This is a genomic window from Vibrio sp. D420a, assembly GCF_030248625.1.
GTDB lineage: Bacteria > Pseudomonadota > Gammaproteobacteria > Enterobacterales > Vibrionaceae > Vibrio > Vibrio fortis_A.
The window spans coordinates 296,590-315,719 of the sequence record NZ_JAHGAN010000002.1; the positions used below are offsets into that span (position 1 = coordinate 296,590).

Consider the following 19,130-nt stretch of genomic DNA (forward strand, 5'->3'; position numbering starts at 1 on the left):
ATCTATGAATCATCTTTCTGTTTTCACTACACTAATCATAAGTGTACTATTAATGATATCAAGCATAATATGACAAAAACACCTGACCAGGTACGGTAATTTGAGAAAAAAAGTTCCGGTTTTGACCGACCCTTCACAAGTTAATTTCTTTGTTAAGAAACTCAATAACGAGGCTTCGCTAGATGTTATAGATGAGTTGACCGACAATCAATATTCTCTAAATTCTATGCTAGGAATTCTATCGGACTGGAACCGCTATTTAGCATTTTGCCTTAAACATCATATTAATACCTTGCCTGCTTCCGTCACAGCGATTCGTCGATTCCTCGAAACGGAAGCTCACGAGCGTAAGTTTTCTTCATTAAAACGTTACACTGCAACGCTATCCCTTCTGCACACAATTTTAGGGTTCCCTAACCCAATAAAACACAAACAGGTAAGATTTACCTTAGTTCAATTGCAGATATCGAAATCAGGCGATGCGAAACAAACTAATGCGATGACTTATCATCATTTAAACCAGCTCAACAACTACTTAGCCAAACCCAATGCACCTCTTAAAGATATCCGCGATGTTTCGATTTATAACGTGATGTTTGAATGTGCTTTAAAACGCTCAGAGCTCAAGAACTTAAAAGCCAGCCATATCTCAGCCAGAGATAATGGTCATTGCGTCCATGTGGCAGACTCAACATATCAACTCTCAGAAGTAGCTTCTGGCCACCTACAGCGTTGGATTGAAATGAGTGAGCCTTTCGATGAGCAACCTTTGTTTCGCTCCATAGATCGACACGGTCATATTCACAACCAACCGTTAGATGATTCTTCGATCTATAGAATCGTAAGGCGCGCAAGTGATCTGCTTGGACTAACCGGAAGTTTGAGCTTTTCTGGTAACTCTATCCGCGTGGGTGCAACACAAGAATTGGCGAAACAAGGAATGACGATCAGAGATATTCAAGATTTTGGACGCTGGATGAGCCCCGTTATGCCGGCGCAATACTTAGGTCAGTTGGCTAAATCCGAAGAAGGGAAAATTGTCTTTAAAGAAATTATTCCGTGGCAGCAATGATACCGACACGGAGAGTTAGTGCTCTATTTCAGGCTCGTGCGCACACAGTTTTCAAGGAATGAACTAAATGTGTGACCATTATGCTCAACCATTTTCGGGAACATTGAAATAGGAGTCATTCCAGGGAAGGTATTCACCTCATTTAGGTATATCTCATTATCTTCTGTTAGGAAGAAATCGATTCGAGACAAGTGACGAAGCTTCATCTGAGTGAATACTTTTCGAGCATCGTTATCAATCTGCTTCAACTGCTCTTCAGTTAAGTTCGTCGCTTCAACTTCCGTCGTTGAGTGACTATCGGCACCATATTTCTCTTCATATGTGTAAAACGCACCGTTAGGAGCAATGACTTCACCTGGTTTACTGATGTGTAGCTCACCATCGATCTCATAAGCTGCAACTTCTAGTTCACGAGGTACAACTGCTTTCTCAACTAATACTTGATCTGAGAAGGTAAATGCTTTGTTTACGGCTTCCTCAAGCTGCTCGCTTTCGGTCACTTGGTAACAACCCACCGAAGAGCCTTGTCTTGCCGCTTTAACAAACACTTTGCCCCACTTTTCGAACGCTTCTTTCGCAGCTGTGTGGCTTTGTTCGTTATTATCTGAAAGGAAAAGATATGGCGTGTTAGGAATACCTAAAGCGTCATACCATAACTTAGACGTGATTTTATTGAAGCTATTATTGCTTGCTTCTGAACCACAGCCTAAATACGGTATCTTCGCCATCTCAAACAGAGATTGGATATCACCAGTTTCACCAGGGAAGCCGTGAATACAAGGTGCAATAAAATCGATCTTCATTTGATCTTTATCGCCACAAAGCATTTGGTTATTGATATCTAGGTAGACCAACTCACCCGAATCAAGACACCACCCTTCACTTTTGATTTCGACACGTACAACATTGAAATCTTCAATGCTATTGAGTTGTTCGAAAAGATAGCCAGCTGATACTAACGATACTTCATGCTCTGATGAGCCGCCGCCGCATAGTAGAAGAATATTTGTGGTGTTCATTGTTTAATTCGGTCCTTGAGAACTCGGTTTACTTTCGTTCAATGATAAACAAATAGAGAGCGAGTTTCAGTATTTTGAAGGTGAAAGTGTTGATATCAAGCTTAAGCGTCTAACTATTGCACGAATACAACGATAAAAGAAAAAGAAGGAGCCATTGGCTCCCTCTTAAAATGATTAGTTCAGCTTATTCAGTGTTGGATATGCTGAGTTCTTGATCTCGTCGATGCTTTTAACAAATGGCTTCAAGTTTTGGAAAGTCTTTGGAAGCGTTGCGATAGCTTGCTTAGCTTCAGCTTTAGTCGCGTAGTCACCGTAAAGTACCGTGAACCATTTGGTACCATTAACAACTTTGTAGTTTTCCCAAACTGGTTGAGACGTTGTTGGCAATTGATTTACAAAAGAGTCCACTTTGTTTTGGCTGCCTACAGCAACAACTTGAACGGTGTAACCAAAACGTTGGTTCATTTGCTGCTTCTTGGAAGGACCTTTTACTGTAGCCACTGGTTTTACAGTTGTTGTCTGAGTAACTTCTTGTTTAACAGGTTCAGTTTTAACAACGTTAACAGTTACGTTTTCTTCGCTAACGCCTGAGCCCATTTGGTCTGATTTTGATACGACCGGAGCTTCAACTTGCGCAGTTTTGTACTCTTCTTGATAACTTTCTGAAGTCACATCCGTAATGTAGTTCTCAGATACACACGCAGCCAACAGAAGTGGCAGAGTCGCAATTGCAATTTTTTTCATGGAAAGCTCAACGTCCTTAATAAATAACTACTATAAATCATGCCGATAGCTCGGTATAGAATCAAGTTAACTTTAATATTATACACAATTTACGGGTGACCTATTTCACAAACTTAATCGCATATCGCATACATGATCTAATTTCGGTGAAATTCCCATCAACCTGGTTAGGAAAAGTACGCTAGGATGATGGTGTGTTTATCTGAAGGAAGTATTATGAACCCACTCGACTCGTTACTGAAACCTCGTTCAATTGCTGTCATTGGAGCATCAAAACGAGAGTCTAGAGCCGGCTACATAGTAATGAACAACCTACTCCATGGAGACTTTAAAGGTGCAGTAATGCCAGTCACTCCCAAATACGATTCGGTCGCTGGTGTTCTTTCCTATAAAAATGTGTCACAACTCCCGATTACACCAGATTTAGCTATTCTCTGTACACACGCATCACGCAATATTCAGCTTTTCAAAGACATCGCAGACAAAGGAATTCGTTCGGTGATCGTTCTTTCGTCTGATATGCACCAAATCACACCCGACGGCGTAACGATTGAGTCCGAGTGTTTGAATATTGCTAAAGAGAATAACATTCGAGTGTTAGGGCCTAACAGCTTGGGGATTATACTCCCTTGGATAAACCTCAATGCTTCGTTTTCCCCAGTATCGGCTCTCCCTGGAAAGATTGCTTTCGTTTCACAATCCGCAGCGGTGTGCACCACAATTTTAGATTGGGCAAACGACAAGGAAATCGGCTTTTCCGCCTTTATTTCTATTGGTAACGGCAGCGAAATCGATTTCTCCGAGTTACTTGATTATCTCAGTACAGATTCTCATACAGAGGCCATCCTTCTCTATATAGATACAATTAAAGATGCGCGCCGCTTTATTTCAGCCGCGCGAGCAGCTTCACGTAACCGAAGAATCCTAGTATTAAAAGGCGGTAGAACTGAACGTGGTCGTGCAGCAGCAATGGCTCACACTCGTGGCACCGATACTCTCGATATCATTTATGATTCAGCGATTCGACGTAGCGGTATGTTGCGTGTAAAGAACATGCACGAGTTGTTCGCCGCAGTAGAAACATTAACACACTCTGTACCACTCAGAGGTGAACGCCTTGCCATCGTTACCAACGGTGGAGGTCCTGCAATAATGGCCGTTGATACCCTGTTTGAACGAGGCGGTAAACTTGCCGAACTGTCAGAAAATACGTATCAAAAACTCAATCAAAGATTGCCTGACAGTTGGTCTCACAGCAATCCAATTGACATAGTGGGTGATGCTGGTGAACAGCGTTACATTGACACTATCAATACACTCCTCGATGGTGATGAAGCTGATGCTATTTTGATAATGCATAGCCCTTCTGCTATTGCGCATTCAGCGCGGACTGCTGAAAAGGTCATTGAAGCTATCAAACGACACCCAAGACATAAGCACTTCAATATATTGACAAATTGGTCTGGTGAACTCACAGCCAAGCCTGCAAGAAAGCTCTTTACCGACGCAGGAATCCCAACCTATCGCACTCCCGAGAGCTCAATTGTCGCTTTCATGCACTTGGTCGAATACAGGCGTAACCAAAGACAGTTAATGGAAACCCCAACAACTGCAGAAAAAGTTCACATTGATGATCTCGCTGATGCGAAAAATTGGATAAATACGCAACTACTGGATAAAAAAACAGTAGTTCTTGATACCCACCAAAATAGCCAATATTTTAAACACTTCAATTTGGATGTATTGCCGACGTGGATCGCATCTGACCCGAGTGAAGCGGTACATATTGCAGAAACAATTGGCTATCCAGTCGCTGTTAAACTTCGCTCACCAGACATCCCGCACAAATCAGATGTCCAAGGTGTAATGCTGAACCTTAGAAATAGCAGTGAAGTAGCTAATGCCGCACAAGCTATTCTCGATCGTACTCAGCTCTCCTACCCAACCGCAAACGTCCACGGATTACTGATCCAAGGTATGGCAAAGCTTGCGGGTGGCCAAGAGCTTAGGATTAAAGTAACAACTGATGAAACATTTGGGCCAATCATTCTATTAGGGCAAGGTGGTTCTGAGTGGGATGAATCGTTAGACGCGGCAGCAGCTTTTCCACCACTCAACATGACGCTTGCTCGCTATTTGATTATCCGCGCCATTAAGAGCGAAAAGATTCGTTTGCAGAAACTCCCTAACCCTATCGATATTGAAGGGTTATCTGAGCTCTTAGTTCGAATATCACAAATGGTGGTCGATTGCCCTGAAATAAAGGAGCTGGATATTCATCCAGTACTAGCAAATGGGGATAAATTTACCATTCTTGATGCAGATATCACGCTAGAGCGTTATGAAGGTGATGCGCAGGAAAGGTTAGCGATTCGCCCTTACCCTGTAGAACTTGAAGAAACTATTACGTTAAAAGATGGTTCGACGGCTCTTCTCAGACCAATCCTACCGGAAGATGAGCCAATACACGCTGACTTCATAAGTAGAGTATCAAAGGAAGACCTCTATAAACGTTTCTTCAGTGATGTGGGAGAGTTTAATCATGAAGCTCTGGCTAACCTCACTCAAATCGATTTTGATAGAGAGATTGCTTTTGTCGTTCTCAAAGAAGAACAAGGTCAACCATCAATCATCGGCGTTTCTCGAGCATTAATCAATCCAGAAAACACCGACGCCGAGTTTGCGATACTGATACGGTCAGACTTAAAAGGTGTCGGCTTAGGCAAAGTGTTGATGAAGAAGATTATCGATTATTGCCAGTCGAAACAGACCAAGCAGATCTCTGGAATGACGATGCCAACTAACCGCGGCATGCTGATGCTTGCGCAGAAGATGGGATTCAAACTAGACATCAGCTTTGAAGATGGGACGGCTGATATGGTGTTACCCCTTCAGCCATAGTAGATATTGAGAGTCGCATAACGTGACTCTCAACGTGATCACTTAATAGGCCAAGTCTTTTTCAAATGTTGAATGCACCAAGACTTGGCATCCCCCATCTTGTTACGGCGCCATGCGATGACAATATCAATACTTTGCTTCTCCGTGCCGGCAATTTGTTTAATTGCACCACTCTCAATCAGAGGTTGAGCAACAACTGTCGGTAATGTCCCTATCCCTAAGCCCGAGGTAACCGCTTCTACCTTTGCAGCAAAGTTGGTTACCGTCATTCTAGGTTGGCGCTCAAGGATATTTACGCTGATGGCAGGTTTGTCACGAGCGGTATCAGCAATCGCTATTACCCTGTAACTTTCTCTAGCCTGCTGGTCGAACTCACCAGCACGCTTGTGTACGTAGTGATCGGTCGACGCTACCCACATCATCTCGAGTTTACCAATGACTTCACTTTTCATGTCATTAGGTACCGCTTCCATCTTAGGGCAAATCAACAAATCTGCTCGATCATCTATCAAAGACTCCCAACATCCTGCCAGAATCTCCTCTTGCAGTTTCACGCGGGTCTTGCTGATCTTACCCAGTTCATCAATGAGTGGGAAAAAGTTCGATACCGGTAGAATACCGTCAAATGCAATAGTCAGGTCGAGCTCCCAACCATTAGCTAAGATACTAGCTTCATTAACCAACCTTTCTGTCGCACCTAAGATGATTCTACCTTGCTCTAAAATCAGCTGCCCCGCTTCCGTAAAGTTAGCTCGGTGGCCAGAACGGTCAAAGATCATGATATCTAAATCTTGTTCAAGCTTTTGAATTTGATAGCTTAAAGACGAAGGTGCCCTATCAAGCTCGTTAGCGGCAGCGGCAAAACTACCACGACGGCTGATTGCATCTAAAATGTGTAATGCCTCTAAAGTGATTGGACTCTGCAAATTACACCTCTTCACACTGAGTGATTTACATCACAAAATTTAAAATCAAACTGAACTATTGATAAATTCAATAACACATCTAATTACATGTTTTAAAAGGAATTTTATATCTTCACATTTACTGTGTAAATACTTTAATTGACACAAATAACAATGATAACAATAGTAATTCTCATTTAGATCCAATAGGATGGCATACGCCCAAGCAACCTATTATGGATTTAAGGTTTCAAATAAATGTATAAAAAGTCACTATTGTCAGCTTCCATTATTTTAGCTGTATCCCCCGCTCTTCATGCTGAAGAATACTCACTTTTTGATGAAGTCGTTGTTTCTGCAACTCGTACCGAACAAAACAAAGAAGACGTTTCTAGCTCTATTGAAACTGTTTCATCAAAAGATATTGATAATCAGATGTCTTCAGACGTAAAACAAGCTCTTCAATACACACCTGGCGTAGATGCAAATGGTAGTGGTCGATTCGGTATTTCAGGCTTTAACATCCGTGGTGTTGAGGGCGACCGAGTTAAGATGATGGTCGATGGTGTGCAACAGCCTACACCATACAACCCAGGCGCGACTGAGCAGAGAAAGTATTCAAATGCTATCGAAATTGATACGTTACAAGTTATTGAAGTAAATAAAGGCCCAGCTTCTACCCTTTATGGTTCTGATGCAATCGGCGGTGCTGTAATGCTTCGAACGAAGAATCCTGAAGACATGTTGCGTACTGACGGTGATGAGCATCGCTTCGGAATTAAATCTAGTTACACATCTGCTGACGAACAATTCAAAAACACTTTATCTTGGGCGATGCGTAAAGGTAAGCTAGAAACCTTACTAATGGCGACATATGCGCAAGGTAGCGAAACGCAAACACACTCTTCAGGATCTGACATTGAAGGCCCAGACCGCGGTGCAGCTAACCCAGCAGATACTGAGCTAAGTAACTTCCTAGGCAAAGCATTCTATAATATTTCTGAGTCCAATAGACTCGGCGTGACTATTGAGAATTACAACCGCCAATATGATGAAGATGAACTCAACTACAATGGCTATACAATCATGCCAGGGTTCACATACACCGATAACTTCAACGAAGATACCAACAAAAGATTCCGCGCAACTGTAGAGCAGCAGGTTGAGATCAATACTTCGATTGCCGATTCTCTAGACTGGTCAGTAAGCTACCAAGATTCTAGCTCATTAAGTAAAAACTACGATACCACGCCTTTTAATGGTAGACGTATGCGCGAACGTGATGCTTCAGACGTAACTATGCAGTTTGATACACAACTGTCTAAGTTAGTTAACATCAACGGTTCTGATCATGAATTGACTTACGGCTTTAGTTACCTAAAAAATGATTTCGAACTGAAAAATACCGACTATAAATTCGACCAAGGTACTGTCACTCCAGGTAGCACAGGTATACCAGACGCGAAAATCACTCAATGGGGTGCCTTTGTTCAAGACCAAGCATTCCTTATGGAAGATCGTTTAATTCTAACTGCTGGTTTACGTTATGACTCTTTCGTTGCAGACCCATCAACGGATGAAGGCTTTACAACTGAATATGACAAGAACGAAAATGATGCATTTACAGCTAAACTAGGCTCTGTTTATCACATCAATGACAATTTGGCTGTATTTGGTCAGATTGGTCAAGGTTTCAAAGCTCCGACAGTTTACGACTTGTACTATTTCTACGATCAAGGCGCAATTATCGAAGCTAACCCGAATCTGAAAGCTGAGAAGAGTCTTTCTTACGAGTTAGGTCTTCGTGGTAAAAACGAGCATGCTCGCTTTGAACTATCTACTTTCTACACTGACTACACTGACTTCATTAACCAGACTAAGACCGGTGAACAAGGTGGTAAAGATGTCCTCACTAAAGAGAACTTAGACGAAGTGACAATCTACGGTGCTGAGCTATCTTCTACCATCAACTTAGATAGCTTAATCGACGCACCATTCGGAACTTATACTCGCCTAGCTGTTGCTTATGCAGACGGAGAAGATAAAACGACAGGTAAATCAATTGATTCTGTAGCACCACTAACAGGTACAGTTGGTTTAGGACTTGAAAGAGAAACTTTCGGTACAGCGTTAAACGTGAAAATGGTTGCAGCAAAAGACGAGTGGCATAGCGAAGATAACAGAGATGCAGCTGGCTACACTCTTGTTGACGTAACGGCATACTACCGTCCAATCACGGACTTAACTCTTCGTGCCGGTTTGTTTAATGCTCTTGATAAGAAGTACTGGTTATACAGCGATCTATCTGGAAGCGCTCATGATTCACAGTTCAGCAAAGACTTCAAATCTCAACCAGGTCGAAACTGGGGTATCTCTGCAAACTACGAATTCTAATAAGCTTTACCAAGCTTAAAGTACAAAAAAGCCAGCATATCTGCTGGCTTTTCTATATTTCACTTAAAATTGTAATAAAAAGGGAAAGTGAAATTACTTTTCTGCCATTTCTTTCTTAACCATAACAGCTGCAGCGATGATGAAAGTAACGATTAGGCCTAATTCCATGATTAACTCCAAACAAAATTAACATTAAAGATATATTTTGCGCGTATAGTAACACAATGAATGCGTAAAGATACTTTTTAACCACAAATTTACTTTTATTCCGATTCAGATCAAAAAAGGCGCCCTAAGGCACCTTTTTGGCAAATAAATCGACCTGATTTTATTAAATTAACCAGGAAAACCGTTAGGATTATTAGACTGCCAACGCCACGTGTCTGCTGTCATTTCAGATAGCGTACGTGTCGCTTTCCATTCCAGTTCTTGCTCAGCTTTAGCAGGGTCAGCCCAGCACTCAGCAATGTCACCTGGGCGACGTTCAACAAGTTTATATGGAACTTCCTTGCCACTTGCCTCTTCAAACGCTTTTACCATTTCTAGAACACTAGAACCGTTACCTGTTCCTAAGTTATAAATGTGAAGACCATCCTTTTTGCCCACTTTTTCTAATGCAGCGATGTGACCATCAGAAAGGTCCATCACGTGGATGTAATCACGTACGCCAGTGCCGTCTTTTGTTGGGTAATCACTGCCAAAAACAGATAGAAATTCACGACGGCCCACAGCAACTTGAGAAACAAATGGCATTAGATTATTTGGAATCCCTTGAGGGTCTTCACCCAATTCACCGCTTGGGTGTGAACCCACAGGGTTAAAGTAACGCAATAAAGTAATGCTCCAATCAGGGTTGGCCTTTTGGAAATCTGTTAAACACTCTTCAACCATTAGCTTACTGCGGCCATAAGGGTTCGTTGCACTTGTTGGGAAATCTTCGGTAATAGGCACACTAGCAGGGTCGCCGTATACTGTCGCTGAAGAACTGAAGACTAGTGTTTTTACATTCGCTTCGCGCATCGCATCTACGAGCACCAGCGTTCCGTTTACATTGTTGTCATAGTATTCAAGTGGCTTCTCTACTGATTCGCCAACAGCTTTAAGGCCCGCAAAGTGAATAACGGCTTCAATGTTATTCTGCTTAAGTGTGTCGATTAACAGAGCTTTATCGCGAATGTCGCCTTCAACAAAAACTGGTTTAACACCAGAAACTTTTTCGATACGTTCAAGAACGCTTGGCTTACTATTATATAAATTATCAAAGATGAATGGCGTCATCCCTGCTTTGATCATCTGAATACTTGTATGGCTGCCGATGTAGCCCATACCGCCGGTTACTAAAACGTTCATTTTAAGCCCTGTTTTTATATGTATGTGATATTGGCCTTATGTTACAACAAGTTATCCATAAGATGTAGGTAAAACTAAAGCCAATGCTTGTATGGTTAAGTTTAGAGCATAGAAAGCAACTCCCTTGCTAATATTTGCTCTTTCCATCAAGAGCATTTAAGGAATTAGAGATTATTTCTAAATTAATGTAGACACGTTACGTTAATAGAAATTTGAATATGATCACTGTTTAAATCAGCGATTTAGTGGAACGTCTAAGTGCACCAAAAATTAAGGATAGTCTGTCTGTGACAACAAAAGTACTACTGAACTGCGACATGGGCGAAAGCTATGGCAGTTGGACAATGGGTGACGATCAAGCCGTCATGGAATGGGTAGATATGGCCAATGTAGCGTGTGGCTTCCACGCTTCAGATCCACACGTCATGTCAAAAACCATTAAACTTGCGAACCATTACAATACTAAGGTGGGTGCCCACCCCGGTTATCAGGATTTGGTAGGTTTTGGCCGTCGCTCTATTCCTCACTCGATGAAAGAGATCACTGAATTAGTCTGTTATCAAGTCGGGGCGTTAAAAGCCCTTTGCCAACATCATGGAAGTAAACTGCATTACGTAAAGCCCCACGGCGCTCTGTACAACGACATGATGGCGAATACACAAATCTTCAATGCGGTTTCAGAGGCCGTTTCAGGTTTTGGAATCCCACTTATGATTCTCTCTACCGCCAACAATCAGAAATTCCTCGATATTGCAGATAATTACGACCTTCCGCTTTTACTAGAAGCCTTTGCGGATCGTGCCTATCTCAATAATGGACAGCTAGCCCCGCGCTCCTTGTCTGGTTCAGTTTACACACACCAAGATGATATTTATAACCAAGTCATGCAGATAGTAAACTACGGCTCAGTAACCACTATAGAAGGTGAGCGACTTGAAATTGAAGCTGACACAATATGCGTCCATGGTGATAACCCTCAATCCATCGCTTTGATTAAACGAATCAGCCAAGACATCAATGCAATTAGATAGCACCAATAAATCTCTTTACCCTTCTTCAGTGAATACGGAGGCTTATGAAGAAACCAACATTTAATGTAGCGATCGAACCCATTGCTGAGTGCAGCATAATGATCACGCTTGATCTTAATGGCGAAACGCGATCACTAACAAAATCACAACAAAATCTCATTGACCCAACCGCGATAGACACTCCTATCTTTATCGCCGCTGTCGCTCAGCGTATAAGGCAAGCATTCACGCCATACTTAATGAACGTTACACCTGCCTATAGCACCATTCTTGTAGACTATCTCCCATACAGGGTTCAAGAGTTGGAGTTTATTGGTCGACTCAAACAGCTGATTTCAGATATTGATATATCTAGTCTTTCGAGCGACCAATCAAAAGCAATATTGACCATACCCACCTACTACAGCAAAGAAACCGCGCTCGATCTCGCTCGCTTTGAGCAACAAGGGATATCACTAGATCAACTTGTTGAACTTCATACCAATACCATCTATCAAGTCAGTGCCGTCGGCTTTATGCCCGGGTTTGCTTTTCTTTCCGACGTCGCACCAGAACTTTCTATGCCAAGACACGAAACGCCGCGTCTCTCAGTTCCGAAAGGCAGTGTTGGAATCGCCGATAGTAAGACGGCGGTCTACCCAGATCAATCCCCAGGTGGTTGGAATCTTATTGGTCGCTCTCCTTTACAACTGTTCAATAGCAAAGTTTCCGTAGAACATTTGAATGAGGCATCCTTTTTTAACGTAGGCGACCAAGTGAAGTTTGAAGCGATTAGTAGACAGGATTTTCTTGATCTTGGAGGATGCTTGAATGACTAAAGCTTCCATAACAATATTAAAACCTGGGCCGCTCTCGCTAATTCAAGACTTTGGACGTTATGGTCTTTCACATCTCGGGCTTACACAGGGTGGACCCGTTGATGATTACGCGTACAGTTGGGCAAACCACTTGCTCCAAAACCCAATTAACTGCCCAGCACTCGAAATTACCTTAGGACAATGTGCAGTTGAAGTGAATCAAGAGTGTCTATTGGCCATCACGGGTGGAGATCTACAGGCTAAGCTCGACGGCGTTCCAATAGCGAATTGGTCGACCTTTATAGCTCGTAAAGGACAAGTGCTTTCGTTTGGATTACCGACAAATGGGCTTAGAGCCTACTTAGCTGTAAGAGGTGGTTTTGAAGCACCTATAAGCCTAACCAGTGCTTCGACCGTAATGCGCGAGAAAGTTGGAGGACCAACTCAAGATGGGCAAGCTTGCCAAGAAAATCAACAGATTCATTTTGAAAAACACCCTATCCCAGCGGATTTTAAACCTCTCAGTGTGACGTTCCGTTACACACCAGATTACAACCTCCCCCTCAAACTACGAGTTATTGAAGGGTACCAATCAAACCTGTTCTCAGAGAATGCAAAGTCAACGTTCTACAACACCTCTTTCACGGTCAGCCAAAACTCCAATCGTATGGGTTACCGATTAAATGGTGAGCCTGTTGAATCACCGGCTATAACTATGCTGTCTGAAGGCATTGCTTTAGGTGCGATTCAAATACCAAAAGATGGGCAGCCTATTATTCTTCTCAACGATAGGCAGACAATTGGTGGTTATCCAAAACTAGGTTGCGTTGCACGCATCGATTTACCAAGACTGGCTCAAGCAAAGCCAGGACAACAGGTCACATTTGTTGAAGGTGACCGCTCAGGGCTACAAGATGTTTGGTGCCAATGGGCTAGGTTCTTTGGATATTAAGTCACCACACTATATAAAGCCCTGTGTTAGTTCAATTCACTATAAAACAAAGGGGGACGCTCAAGTAAGCGTCCCCCCTTTCTATTTCTATGACTTATCGACAAACGTCAGCGAGCCTAAATTAATCGATTCTCACCAGTAACAATCGCTAGGGCTGCAGGATAGCCTCGATCTTGAGTAAGAGTAACCGCTTTTGCCTCAACGTCATCAATATTAAGTGACATTGTCACTGGATGTGCGCCTTCAATGGTTGTTTGCTGCGCTTCGCCTTCAAACCAACGGCTATTGATCTTCTGAGCCGCTTCCAGAGTTGAGGATGCTTTTACAACCTCTAGTCTTGCGTATTTCTCACCGCAGAAAGAGACATCAGAAGCGCGCAAACTTGGGTCGGTACCAGGGATCTGTTGAGCTCCAAACAGAGGCTTTCCACCAACCTTCGCCGATTTGAAGCTAGGGATAAATTGAGCCATATGTGATATCGCGGCTTGTGTTCGTTGCTCTAACTGTTCTTCCGTCCACCCCGATACAATCTTCTTCAATAACTTCTGGGGAAGTTGAGGTTGAGAAGATTCTGCAGAGGAAGAAACCAGCCCACCTTCAAATAGCGTAATACCTTCTGTCATGCCGTGTAACTGAAATACACCATCAGCATAAGGCGTTAATTGCGCCATGCCTTGCGGTGTGCCTCGTGGCCCGTGGAATATCACTTCAGGCCACTCTTCATTGTGTTCACGACAGTCAGCCCAATCCGTTACATACGCAGCCTTAAATTCGACAAGACGTTCTTGTTTGGAGCCAACATAATCATCGACAACACCAGTTTCAAATCCACTCGCATTAATCAGATACTGAGCAGTAAACTTTTGCTTATTCCCCTGTTGATCTGAATAGCATAGCTCCCACTCATCTTTTATCTGAGTGACCGATATTAATCTGCTGTTGGTGAGAATATTGCAATTGTTCTGCTTTTCTAAAGACAACTGAGCCATTGCTGATAAGCGGAACACGCTCAATCCATATTCCTGAACCATAGCTACTGGGTACTTCAGCGTATCTAGATCAGTATGCTTTGCGAATGGAATACACCACTCATCCAATGTACTTGGATTTTTCGGTTGTTTTTTAGTTGATAAAACGACTAACTCTTCTTTGTTATACAGCTTGTAGTACTCGTCAGGGTTGCCGAGAACTTGATTGCTGACATCCTCTTCAACTAAAGCTTGATACGCAGACTTAATGACTTTCAAGCGTGGTAACAACTCTTCAGGCTGACCACCGTCACTATGAGGTACCGCAATAACAGTTGGGCGAATATTGAGCGTGTGGGGAAATAGACGAACAGTATCGATAGATTGAGCGAGAAGTTGAAGACATTGATCTTGAGAAATATCACGATATAAATTTCCACCAGCGTGCAGATGACAAATCGGAGGCCCATTCACCAAGCTTGGCCCTTTCTCCAACAAGGTAACCTCATATCCAAGCTCGCTGAAATGAATTGCACTGGTTGCACCTGCAATACCACCACCTACTATAGCTATAGACGGTTGTTTTTTATCCATTTTGTTCTGGTTCATTGGACTCTAAAGCCTAAAATTAACTACTTTGTATTCTACGTAGGATTGACGGTGAATTAAATCACATTTTTATCAAGGTCTTAGTTTGTCATCATCAGAAGTCAAACTAAAAAAACAAAATTTATTGCTTGACTCAATATGTGTGAATGAAAAAAAGAGCAAGATAAAACACGCCAAAACTGGCCTAAGTACGGCAGCACAAAGGCTCGAAGATAACTCATGTGACATCTTAATTAACTTATCCCTAAAGTTATCCACCGATTTTGTGGATAACTGTTGATAAGATGCAATTCTGTTGCGCAAACCCTTTGTTTACAGGGACTAAAGAGAAATAACTGCAAAGATGAATTTATTATTACAGCCTATGAACAGGTATAAACAGCCCTCTACTCGGGTAATTTATCCCCTCTTTACTTTGCCCTGTGGGTAACCTTACTAATGACCGTTCCAAAAACAACAAAAGTGCGCACAACCGAAAACGTTTGAACGCACTCTTTTTTGTTTTGGCTTACCCATAACGTTAGCTTCAATACCAAAGATCACTTCGAAACCAATTATTTATAGGTATCGAATGCCGTAGTCCCTTTGAACAGAACGAGAATTCGAACCAAAAGAACTGTAGAGCTAGTTAAAGTCCTTCTTCATAGGCGCAAGAAGTCGCTTAATCAGACTATTGACCACCGCAGCTAATGTAATAAAGGTAATCACTGGTAACACAATCCATAGAACAGGATGCAACGTCACGGGTAATTCAAAGCCAAAGGTCATTAAACTCGCCACGCTTAACTCAGCACCCAGTGCCGCAATACTGCCAGCGACAAGTGCCATGATGCCGTATTCACACCAAATCGTGTTAAGAATGCGACTTTTGCTAGCACCTAACGTTCGGTACAAGCGAATCTCTTGTTGACGCTGAGATAAGCTCAAACGCAGTAACGTGAAGATCAGAAGCAATCCTGCTACAACGCCAAGGCCCGCTAATACAGTGATCGACCATACGATCTGCTTGAGCAACTCTTGGATCTTGCTTCCCATCTTACGAATATCCATCAAGCTAACTGTTGGATGATTACGAGAGAGCTGACTCAACATTTCATCGTGTTGTTCTTGCAATCTAAAGCTTACTAACCAAGTCGATGGGATTGAACTCAGGACGTCCGGTGTAAAGATAAAGTAGAAATTTGGCTTCATTTCACGCCACTCTACTTCACGGATAGTATTTACCTTGGCATCAAAACGTTGACTGTTAATCGTAAATGAAAGCTCGTCACCAATTTTAAGACCTAGTTGATCAGCTACCTCCGATTCAACAGAAACACCACTCTCCGAAGTCCATTGCCCAGCAACCACTTCGTTGTATTCAGGGAGAGATTCGCCCCAAGTAAAGTTGATTTCGCGGCTTAGCGCATCAGTGTCTCCCGCGTTTTCACTGTACTCACCCGCTTCAACGCCATTAATCGTCGTTAGACGACCACGGATTATCGGAAAAGCTTGTGTACGCTCTACGTTGTTTGCATCAATCGCTTCGAGATAAGCCTCTTTCTCATAATCTGCGATATTAAGCGCAAACGCGTTTGGAGCGTTCTCAGGGAGCGTCTGTTGCCAATCAGAAAGCAAATCACTGCGCACTAGCCAGATGATAGAGAGCAGCATCAAAGATAACGAGAGAGCGCCAAACTGAATACCCGTTGCAACAGGCGTGCGATTGATGCGGCTTATCGCTAAGCGCATAGCAGTCGAAACACGGAGTTTACCAATCAGTCTCAAAACTAGAATGCTTACCAGTGCAAGCACCGCAAACAGCGCGACGATACCGCCCAGTACAATCCAAACTAATAGGTTATTGCCATACATTAGCAGCATTGGTACAACTGGTACTAACAACAATAGATAACGCTTATTGCTATTCTGACCCTGGTGACTAGATTGAATAACACTAATAGCAGATGTATTGACTAGCCCTAGTAGAGGAATACCCAAAGCCGGAACACCAATGAGTACGCTGGTTAGCACAGACAGCAATATTGGTTGATAGCCGTAGCTTGGTAATGGATTTGGAAGCAAGTCTCCCAAAGGTATACGCAGCAAAAACTCGAGTCCGATACCAATCGCAATACCAAAGACAACACCAATAACCATCAACATCAAAACTTGAATCGATAGCCAATGGATAACCCACTGTTTACTTGCCCCTAAGCTCTTAAGCATAGCAATTGTCTTTTGTCGGCTTGCTACGTAGTGCTGACAAGTGAGAACCAATGTGGTTGCCGCCATGATAACAACAATCGCAACAGTCAAAGATAGGTATTGAGTCGTTTTGTCGAACATTTCATTGGTGCGACTCGCGCTGTCTTGATTACGCCAGCGGTCACTTGGTGTGAGTTCGACAGAGTCTTGAATCGCTTGAAGATCACTATCCTCACCATTTAAGAACAAACGGAAACTGACACGACTGCCTGGTTGAATCGCACCCGTTGCGTCGATATCACTATTATGAATAAGCACAGCGGGCATTTGTTGGAAAGGATTAAAGCTCAATCCCGGCTCTTGAGTAATACGCCCTGTAATCGTCAAGTCGGCATCGCCAATTGTGACATTGTCACCGATATTAACTTCTAGCTGAGAGAAAATTCGTTCATCAAGCCACAATTCACCTGGCTTAACGTTGGTTTGCTGCGCATCTGCGCTTTCCAGAAGCATCTCACCGCGCAATGGGTAGTTACTCTCGACCGCTTTTACCGTGACCAGCTGCATGCCATTATCACTGAAAGCCATCGTAGAGAAGCGAGTGAGTTCACTCTTGTCGAGGTTTTTGTCCGCGACCAACTCAAGAAGTGGTTCAGGAAGTGGGTTTGCAGAAATAAATACACTGTCAGCGGTCAGTGCATCTTTCCCCTGTTTTACGATAACCTGTTCCATTCGTTCGGCTAATGCAGACAGAGCGAAGACGCACGCGATGATTAAAGTCAGAGCAATAGAAACAGGCCACAATTGGCCATGACGTATCTCTTCAATGCTCCAACTAAAAAGTCGTTTGTTCAGTCCTTTTGAATGACTCACCCTACACCTCCGTAATTTGACCAAGGTGCATTTTTAGGGTGCGCTGGCAGCGTTGTGCAAGTTTAGGGTCGTGAGTCACCAGAACTAAGGTTGTGCCGTGAGAAGCGTTAAGCTCAAACAGTAGCTCCACAATCTTTGCCGCTGTCTGTTGGTCTAGGTTCCCTGTTGGCTCATCAGCAAACAAAATTTTAGGTTTAATCATAAAGGCGCGAGCAAGTGCCACGCGTTGTTGCTCACCACCAGAAAGCTGTGATGGCAGATGATCGACACGGTCTTTAAGCCCAACAGACTCTAAAAGCTCAGTCGCACGTTGAATATCTTCTTCTTCGCCTTTTAGTAAGCATGGCAAAGTAACGTTCTGTAGAGCAGACAAGCTCGGAATCAGTAGAAAGCTTTGGAAAACAAATCCAACCGATTCACTGCGAATTTGAGCGCGTTGCTCATCGTCAAGTTGAGAAAGAGGTTTGTTAAGAAGGTGGATTTCACCAGAACTAGGAACATCGAGCCCCGCAAGCAGTGTCATTAAAGTCGATTTACCCGCGCCAGACGTACCAACAATAGCGACGGTTTCTCCTTCAACAATATCGATGTCAACCTTCTCTAAGATTGTCAATTGTTCTTGATTAGTAGACACTGTCTTCGAAACAGATTCAGCTTTTATTATGGATGTATGCATGACTCGACTAATTTCCTTTTTGATTTTTATACTTTTTTCCACAGCAACACTTGCGCAGAACCAAACAATCTTAGTACTTGGTGACAGTTTAAGTGCTGGCTACAACATGGACATCAAACAGAGCTGGCCTACCTTACTCCCTGACGCTCTATCTGAATACGATAAAGAAGTCACTGTTATTAATGGCAGTATTTCTGGTGATACCACAGGTAATGGCTTGTCTCGTTTACCGCAATTATTGACTGAACACACTCCAGACACAGTGCTCATCGAACTGGGTGCCAACGACGGTCTTCGCGGCTTTCCACCTAAGGTGATCGAACAAAACCTTGTAAAGATCATCGAACAGATTCGAGCTTCTGGTGCAGAGCCTGTCATGATGCAGATACGTATTCCGCCAAATTATGGCAAGCGTTACAACGAACAGTTTGAGTACGTATTTACCTCGTTATCTGATCAGCAAAAAGTGCCTCTACTACCGTTCTTCCTAGAGCATATCATTCTGAAGCCTGAATGGATGATGAACGACGGACTGCACCCTAAACCTGAAGCACAACCTTGGATTGCGGACTTTGTTGCCGAGAAATTATACCAGTATCTTTAGCTTTTAATGGTCTAGCTCAATCTTTTTTACATAGCTTTACGTTAACGT

The 19,130-nt window shown here is 42.9% G+C and carries 14 protein-coding genes; 7 read left to right on the forward strand and 7 right to left on the reverse strand.

Annotation, left to right across the window (positions count from 1 at the left end):
- Positions 1-100: 100 nt before the first annotated feature.
- Positions 101-1,072 carry a tyrosine-type recombinase/integrase gene (locus KI743_RS02235; protein WP_285464638.1) on the forward strand — a complete coding sequence of 324 codons (972 nt, stop codon included), beginning with the start codon at positions 101-103 and terminating at the stop codon, positions 1,070-1,072.
- 23 nt (positions 1,073-1,095) lie between these two features.
- Here KI743_RS02235 and KI743_RS02240 read toward each other — a convergent pair whose 3' ends face one another.
- Positions 1,096-2,091: a D-alanine--D-alanine ligase gene (locus KI743_RS02240; RefSeq protein WP_285464639.1), complete on the reverse strand. Its 996-nt coding sequence runs from the start codon at positions 2,089-2,091 to the stop codon at positions 1,096-1,098.
- A 174-nt stretch (positions 2,092-2,265) separates the two neighbouring features.
- Positions 2,266-2,835, reverse strand: a complete 570-nt coding sequence (locus KI743_RS02245) for an SPOR domain-containing protein (RefSeq protein ID WP_285464640.1) — start codon at positions 2,833-2,835, stop codon at positions 2,266-2,268.
- A gap of 216 nt (positions 2,836-3,051) precedes the next feature.
- On the opposite strand from KI743_RS02245, the gene KI743_RS02250 reads away from it, so the two are divergent.
- Positions 3,052-5,736 carry a bifunctional acetate--CoA ligase family protein/GNAT family N-acetyltransferase gene (locus KI743_RS02250; RefSeq protein WP_285464641.1) on the forward strand — a complete coding sequence of 895 codons (2,685 nt, stop codon included), beginning with the start codon at positions 3,052-3,054 and terminating at the stop codon, positions 5,734-5,736.
- A 38-nt stretch (positions 5,737-5,774) separates the two neighbouring features.
- Here KI743_RS02250 and KI743_RS02255 read toward each other — a convergent pair whose 3' ends face one another.
- Positions 5,775-6,662: a LysR family transcriptional regulator gene (locus KI743_RS02255; RefSeq protein WP_285464642.1), complete on the reverse strand. Its 888-nt coding sequence runs from the start codon at positions 6,660-6,662 to the stop codon at positions 5,775-5,777.
- 237 nt (positions 6,663-6,899) lie between these two features.
- Here KI743_RS02255 and KI743_RS02260 point away from each other — a divergent pair, with 237 nt between their 5' ends.
- Positions 6,900-9,035 (forward strand): TonB-dependent hemoglobin/transferrin/lactoferrin family receptor, encoded by a 2,136-nt coding sequence (locus tag KI743_RS02260; RefSeq protein WP_285464643.1) that lies wholly within the window; start codon positions 6,900-6,902, stop codon positions 9,033-9,035.
- A gap of 336 nt (positions 9,036-9,371) precedes the next feature.
- On the opposite strand, the gene galE is transcribed toward KI743_RS02260, so the two are convergent.
- Positions 9,372-10,385, reverse strand: a complete 1,014-nt coding sequence (gene galE, locus KI743_RS02265) for a UDP-glucose 4-epimerase GalE (RefSeq protein ID WP_150896407.1) — start codon at positions 10,383-10,385, stop codon at positions 9,372-9,374.
- A 287-nt stretch (positions 10,386-10,672) separates the two neighbouring features.
- Between galE and KI743_RS02270 the strand changes: the two genes are divergently transcribed.
- From KI743_RS02270 to KI743_RS02280, 3 genes are read left to right on the forward strand one after another with little or no spacing between them, the layout of a single operon-like run.
- Entirely contained in the window at positions 10,673-11,416 is a 744-nt protein-coding gene (locus KI743_RS02270; protein WP_285464645.1) for a 5-oxoprolinase subunit PxpA, read from the forward strand.
- Between the two features lie 44 nt (positions 11,417-11,460).
- Entirely contained in the window at positions 11,461-12,234 is a 774-nt protein-coding gene (locus KI743_RS02275; RefSeq protein ID WP_285464647.1) for an allophanate hydrolase subunit 1, read from the forward strand.
- Positions 12,227-13,165 carry a biotin-dependent carboxyltransferase family protein gene (locus KI743_RS02280; RefSeq protein ID WP_285464649.1) on the forward strand — a complete coding sequence of 313 codons (939 nt, stop codon included), beginning with the start codon at positions 12,227-12,229 and terminating at the stop codon, positions 13,163-13,165. The genes KI743_RS02275 and KI743_RS02280 overlap by 8 nt, the downstream gene beginning before the upstream one ends.
- A gap of 116 nt (positions 13,166-13,281) precedes the next feature.
- On the opposite strand, the gene KI743_RS02285 is transcribed toward KI743_RS02280, so the two are convergent.
- The 3 genes from KI743_RS02285 to KI743_RS02295 all read right to left on the reverse strand — a co-directional run bounded on the left by KI743_RS02285 (position 13,282) and on the right by KI743_RS02295 (position 18,478).
- The gene (locus tag KI743_RS02285) at positions 13,282-14,742 is read right to left on the reverse strand and encodes an FAD-dependent oxidoreductase (RefSeq protein ID WP_285464651.1); all 1,461 of its coding nucleotides are present in this window, start codon (positions 14,740-14,742) and stop codon (positions 13,282-13,284) included.
- Positions 14,743-15,366: 624 nt separating this feature from the next.
- Positions 15,367-17,802 carry an ABC transporter permease gene (locus KI743_RS02290; protein WP_285464653.1) on the reverse strand — a complete coding sequence of 812 codons (2,436 nt, stop codon included), beginning with the start codon at positions 17,800-17,802 and terminating at the stop codon, positions 15,367-15,369.
- 1 nt (position 17,803) lies between these two features.
- Positions 17,804-18,478 carry an ABC transporter ATP-binding protein gene (locus KI743_RS02295; RefSeq protein WP_150869600.1) on the reverse strand — a complete coding sequence of 225 codons (675 nt, stop codon included), beginning with the start codon at positions 18,476-18,478 and terminating at the stop codon, positions 17,804-17,806.
- Here KI743_RS02295 and KI743_RS02300 point away from each other — a divergent pair.
- Positions 18,477-19,082, forward strand: a complete 606-nt coding sequence (locus tag KI743_RS02300; protein ID WP_285464654.1) for an arylesterase — start codon at positions 18,477-18,479, stop codon at positions 19,080-19,082. The genes KI743_RS02295 and KI743_RS02300 overlap by 2 nt on opposite strands.
- Positions 19,083-19,130: the final 48 nt, after the last annotated feature.

Excerpts from the sequence above, each read along its gene's own strand:
- KI743_RS02250 (WP_285464641.1), top strand. The coding sequence starts at position 3,052 with ATGAACCCACTCGACTCGTTACTGAAACCTCGTTCAATTGCTGTCATT.
- KI743_RS02245 (WP_285464640.1), bottom strand. The coding sequence starts at position 2,835 with ATGAAAAAAATTGCAATTGCGACTCTGCCACTTCTGTTGGCTGCGTGT.
- KI743_RS02300 (WP_285464654.1), top strand. The coding sequence starts at position 18,477 with ATGACTCGACTAATTTCCTTTTTGATTTTTATACTTTTTTCCACAGCA.
- KI743_RS02280 (WP_285464649.1), top strand. The coding sequence starts at position 12,227 with ATGACTAAAGCTTCCATAACAATATTAAAACCTGGGCCGCTCTCGCTA.
- galE (WP_150896407.1), bottom strand. The coding sequence starts at position 10,385 with ATGAACGTTTTAGTAACCGGCGGTATGGGCTACATCGGCAGCCATACA.
- KI743_RS02285 (WP_285464651.1), bottom strand. The coding sequence starts at position 14,742 with ATGAACCAGAACAAAATGGATAAAAAACAACCGTCTATAGCTATAGTA.
- KI743_RS02275 (WP_285464647.1), top strand. The coding sequence starts at position 11,461 with ATGAAGAAACCAACATTTAATGTAGCGATCGAACCCATTGCTGAGTGC.
- KI743_RS02240 (WP_285464639.1), bottom strand. The coding sequence starts at position 2,091 with ATGAACACCACAAATATTCTTCTACTATGCGGCGGCGGCTCATCAGAG.
- KI743_RS02295 (WP_150869600.1), bottom strand. The coding sequence starts at position 18,478 with ATGCATACATCCATAATAAAAGCTGAATCTGTTTCGAAGACAGTGTCT.
- KI743_RS02260 (WP_285464643.1), top strand. The coding sequence starts at position 6,900 with ATGTATAAAAAGTCACTATTGTCAGCTTCCATTATTTTAGCTGTATCC.